The 3,400-nt window shown below is 45.9% G+C and carries 6 protein-coding genes; all 6 read left to right on the top strand.

The genetic code is table 11. From position 1 onward, the window contains the following. The coding region (locus H8S55_RS13775) for a DUF4368 domain-containing protein (RefSeq protein WP_186879350.1) at positions 1–1,053 on the top strand (1,053 nt) is incomplete at its 5' end. Next, the gene (locus H8S55_RS13770) at positions 1,050–1,394 is read left to right on the top strand and encodes a TnpV protein (protein ID WP_117814583.1); all 345 of its coding nucleotides are present in this window, start codon (positions 1,050–1,052) and stop codon (positions 1,392–1,394) included. The genes H8S55_RS13775 and H8S55_RS13770, both read left to right, overlap by 4 nt. 145 nt (positions 1,395–1,539) lie before the next feature. Beyond that, a complete protein-coding gene (locus tag H8S55_RS13765) occupies positions 1,540–1,911 on the top strand; it encodes a PadR family transcriptional regulator (RefSeq protein WP_242998616.1) in 372 nt (123 codons plus the stop codon). Beyond that, positions 1,908–2,366, top strand: coding sequence for an HAAS signaling domain-containing protein (locus H8S55_RS13760; protein WP_117814584.1), 459 nt, complete (start codon positions 1,908–1,910; stop codon positions 2,364–2,366). The genes H8S55_RS13765 and H8S55_RS13760 overlap by 4 nt, the downstream gene beginning before the upstream one ends. Positions 2,367–2,368: 2 nt before the next feature. Next, positions 2,369–2,809, top strand: a complete 441-nt coding sequence (locus tag H8S55_RS13755; RefSeq protein WP_117814585.1) for a hypothetical protein — start codon at positions 2,369–2,371, stop codon at positions 2,807–2,809. 352 nt (positions 2,810–3,161) lie between these two features. Next, positions 3,162–3,400 (top strand): DUF3847 domain-containing protein (locus H8S55_RS13750; RefSeq protein WP_186879349.1); only part of this gene is annotated, 239 nt, incomplete at its 3' end.

Genomic DNA, 3,400 nt, shown 5'->3' with positions numbered 1-3,400 from the left:
GAATGGACAATTTTCGAGAATACCCATGAGCCTATCATTGACCAGCAGACCTTTGACCTTGTGCAGAAAATCCGTGGGAATGTCAGACGCTACCCGGACGGCTGGGGCGAAGCAGCTCCACTTACTGGCTTGCTTTATTGTGCCGATTGCGGCGGTAAAATGTATGTCCACCGTACCAACAACGGCAAGCGTATTTCTCAATATACCTGTTCCCAATACAGCAAAGTCCCAGTTGGAAAGCTCTGCACGACACAGCACCGTATCAATGAAGATGTGGTACTGTCCCTTGTTTCCGAAATGCTCAAAGCTATTGCCGAGTATGCCAAGCATGACCGAGCCGAGTTTGTCCGTGTGGTGCAGGAAGCGCAGTCCAGCCAGCAGACGGCAGAGGTCAGAAAACAGCGCACACGCCTTGCCACAGCAAAGCAGAGAGTTTCCGAGCTGGAAGTCCTGCTCTGCAAAATCTATGAGGACAACATTTTAGGCAAGCTGTCCGACAGCAGATACGCCACTCTGGACGCTCAATACGAAAAGGAACAGTCCGAGCTTACCGCTGAAATCTCTGTTCTGGAAAAGGCTGTCAAGAGCTATGAGAAGCACGAAAAGGACGCTGACCGTTTTATCGCTCTGATTGACAAATATGAGAACTTCGACAAGCTGACCATTGCCATGCTCAACGAGTTTATCGAGAAAATCCTTGTGCATGAGCGTGACCGCAAGGGCAGTATACAGACCACACAGGAGGTCGAGATTTACTTCAATTTTGTCGGGCGATTCGTTCCCCCGGCGTTTGGCGAAGTGGAGCTGACACCGGAAGAATTAGAGGAAATCCGCAAGCGTGAGGAACGAAAGGACAGACTTCATCAGAACTACTTGAAGCGGAAAGCCAGCGGAGCGCAGAAGCGATACGAGGACAAAATCAAGGGGAGAAAAAAGGCAGAAATCGAAGCCAAGAAAGCCGCCATTCGTGCGGAGGACATTGCAAAGGGCGTGTTCGTCCCTGTCAGCAGCTTACCGCAGAGAGAGCCGATGAAAGGAGTACAAACAGCATGAATATCACTTACACACAGAACGGCGATTATCTTATCCCGAACATCGTTATCCGCAAGACAAAGCCCCTCAGACACTACGGCAGACTTCGCAAGGCGTATCTGGAAATGCACCGCCCGATACTGTTCAATGAGCTGGCGCTATCCGACAAGCTCTTTGAGCATTGCGCCGAGATTGACGAAGCGGCACGAAGCCGCATGGAGCTGATCGTGCGGTCACTGGCAGAGCAAAACGGCGTGACAGAGCAACTGAAAGCTGAAAACCAAATGGAATGGGTGCGGCAGATGAACGCTTGCAAGGCACAGGCAGAGGAGATTGTGAAGTTTGAGCTGATTTATGACTGATACTGAGAGCGCCCGGACGAAAAATGTTCGGGCGCTCAAACGCTTGAACAAACTGTAACTTTTTCAAGGAGTCTATTGACTAAGGCACCGAGTATGAGTATAATTAGTTCTGCTACTTAGCAACGCTAATCAGCAGAACTAAAGTGTGGTGAAGATTATGGATAACAAATATGTGCAACAATTCAAAAAAGGCTCTCTTGAAATGATACTATTATCCTTAATCGGGCGCAAAGAGACCTATGGCTATGAAATAATCACAGAGTTAAATAGCAGTGCATCTGTCTTAGGATATGCAAAAGAGGGAACGATTTACCCTATTCTGTATCGCTTACAAGAAGCGGAACTAATTCAATGTCGTTTAGCACCAGCGGCTGCTAATGGCGGATCAAAAAAATATTACTCCCTTACTCTTAAAGGAAAGGAAGTTTTACAGGAATTGATTACGTTTTGGTCCAGCTATACGGATTGTGTAAATAGCTTTATCGCCACCTATCAACAAACGGAGGTCTCAGAATGAAGGAGCAATACATAAGGCAGGTTGAAAAGGAATTAAATTTATCACGCAAAGCAAAAACCGAGGTTGTGCGTGACTTGAATGAAATATTTAATTCTGCCGTGGAGCATGGAGAAACTGAACAACAGGTAATCGAAAGGCTTGGAACGCCGCAAGAATTTGCTAACAGCACAGCAGAACAGTTTGGAATTGATAATTCCGTCCCAAAGAAACGGAAATGGATCATTTCAAGTGTCATTTCCCTTGTGGTAGCTATTGTTGCTTTTTTAATTTATGCTACTGCAAAGTCTGGTAAAGTGCCGGAAGGAGCAATCGGGCAAGCAGACGCAATGACAAACATTCAGGTTAATGGTGATTTTATTTTTGATGCTTCTCAAATTATTTTATTGGTTGGCATAATCGCTTTTGCATTTGCCACAATTCAGATTATCAGAGCTGTCCACAACAATAGGAGGTAACTATGAAAAGATTTATTCCGGGAATTGCAATTTTGCTTATATTGTCATTGACTGCTTGCTCCGCCCCAAAAACACCACCCAAAGACACAGGAGACGCAAGCAATTCGCAATCTGAAGGTATTATTAGGCTTGATGAGGGAGAATGGCCAGTCAATGAATATACTGAGGGACTTCCCGTTCCAACTGGCACAGTTGCATGGGCTATGCTTGATACAGAACACGGAAATTTCAGTATCAGTATTGCAGGTATAGACGAAAAAGGCTATGATAACTACATGGAGCTTTTGATACAAGAGGGCTTTTCAGTAGTTGAGAATGTGTCAGAGAAAATCAAAGGAGAAAACTATGTTTCTGTCGGGACACTCCTATCAAATGGAGAAAAAGGTTTAAGTATCAGCTACATACCTGATAATTTAACAATTTATGTTTCATTTGAAAAATGAGAGCGTGCAATAAACAGCGAAGCAAAATCCCTTTAGGAACTAAAGGGCGCACTTCTATACTCTCTATCGAGAGTAGTGCGTCCTGCGGAGCTTCATTCCCGGTCAGCAGAAGAAAACTGCCTGACCGAGAATGTTGCGTCACTTCGTTCCGTCAAGGTGGCTACACCCCCTTGCGCCGCTAAAGCGGCTATCCCCTGTGGACTTGCCGTCCGCAAACAGCATGAAATGCTGTTCGCCGCCAGCAAGTTTGAAAAAACCGAATACCGAAAATCAGACCGTTGACTGGTCGCAATCTGCGAAAAGTTGACGGTCTTTTTTTATTCCCAAAATCAAAAAAAGGAGGTCAAGCACAATGACAAAACCGAAAACCCTTGAACAACTCCGAGCTGAAAAAGAACGAGCCGAGACAAGGCTTGCACAGGAACAGCACAAGCTGGAGCGTCTGGAAAACCGAAAGAAATTTCTGGAACAAGGCGAAAGAAAGAAACGCACCCACCGCCTTTGCAATCTGGGCGGCACGATTGAGAGCCTTGCCCCGGAGGTCAAAGATCTCACACGCACCGAAATGACAGAGCTGATGGAACAAATCTT

This window comes from Flintibacter faecis, assembly GCF_014287875.1.
Classification (GTDB): Bacteria; Bacillota; Clostridia; order Oscillospirales; family Oscillospiraceae; genus Lawsonibacter; species Lawsonibacter faecis_A.
The sequence above is the reverse complement of the archived record's forward strand: the minus strand, read 5'-3'. Positions and strand labels throughout refer to the sequence as shown.

Bases quoted from the DNA above. Each gene is read 5' to 3' on its own strand.
- H8S55_RS13755 (WP_117814585.1), top strand. From the start codon at position 2,369: ATGAAAAGATTTATTCCGGGAATTGCAATTTTGCTTATATTGTCATTG.
- H8S55_RS13760 (WP_117814584.1), top strand. From the start codon at position 1,908: ATGAAGGAGCAATACATAAGGCAGGTTGAAAAGGAATTAAATTTATCA.
- H8S55_RS13770 (WP_117814583.1), top strand. From the start codon at position 1,050: ATGAATATCACTTACACACAGAACGGCGATTATCTTATCCCGAACATC.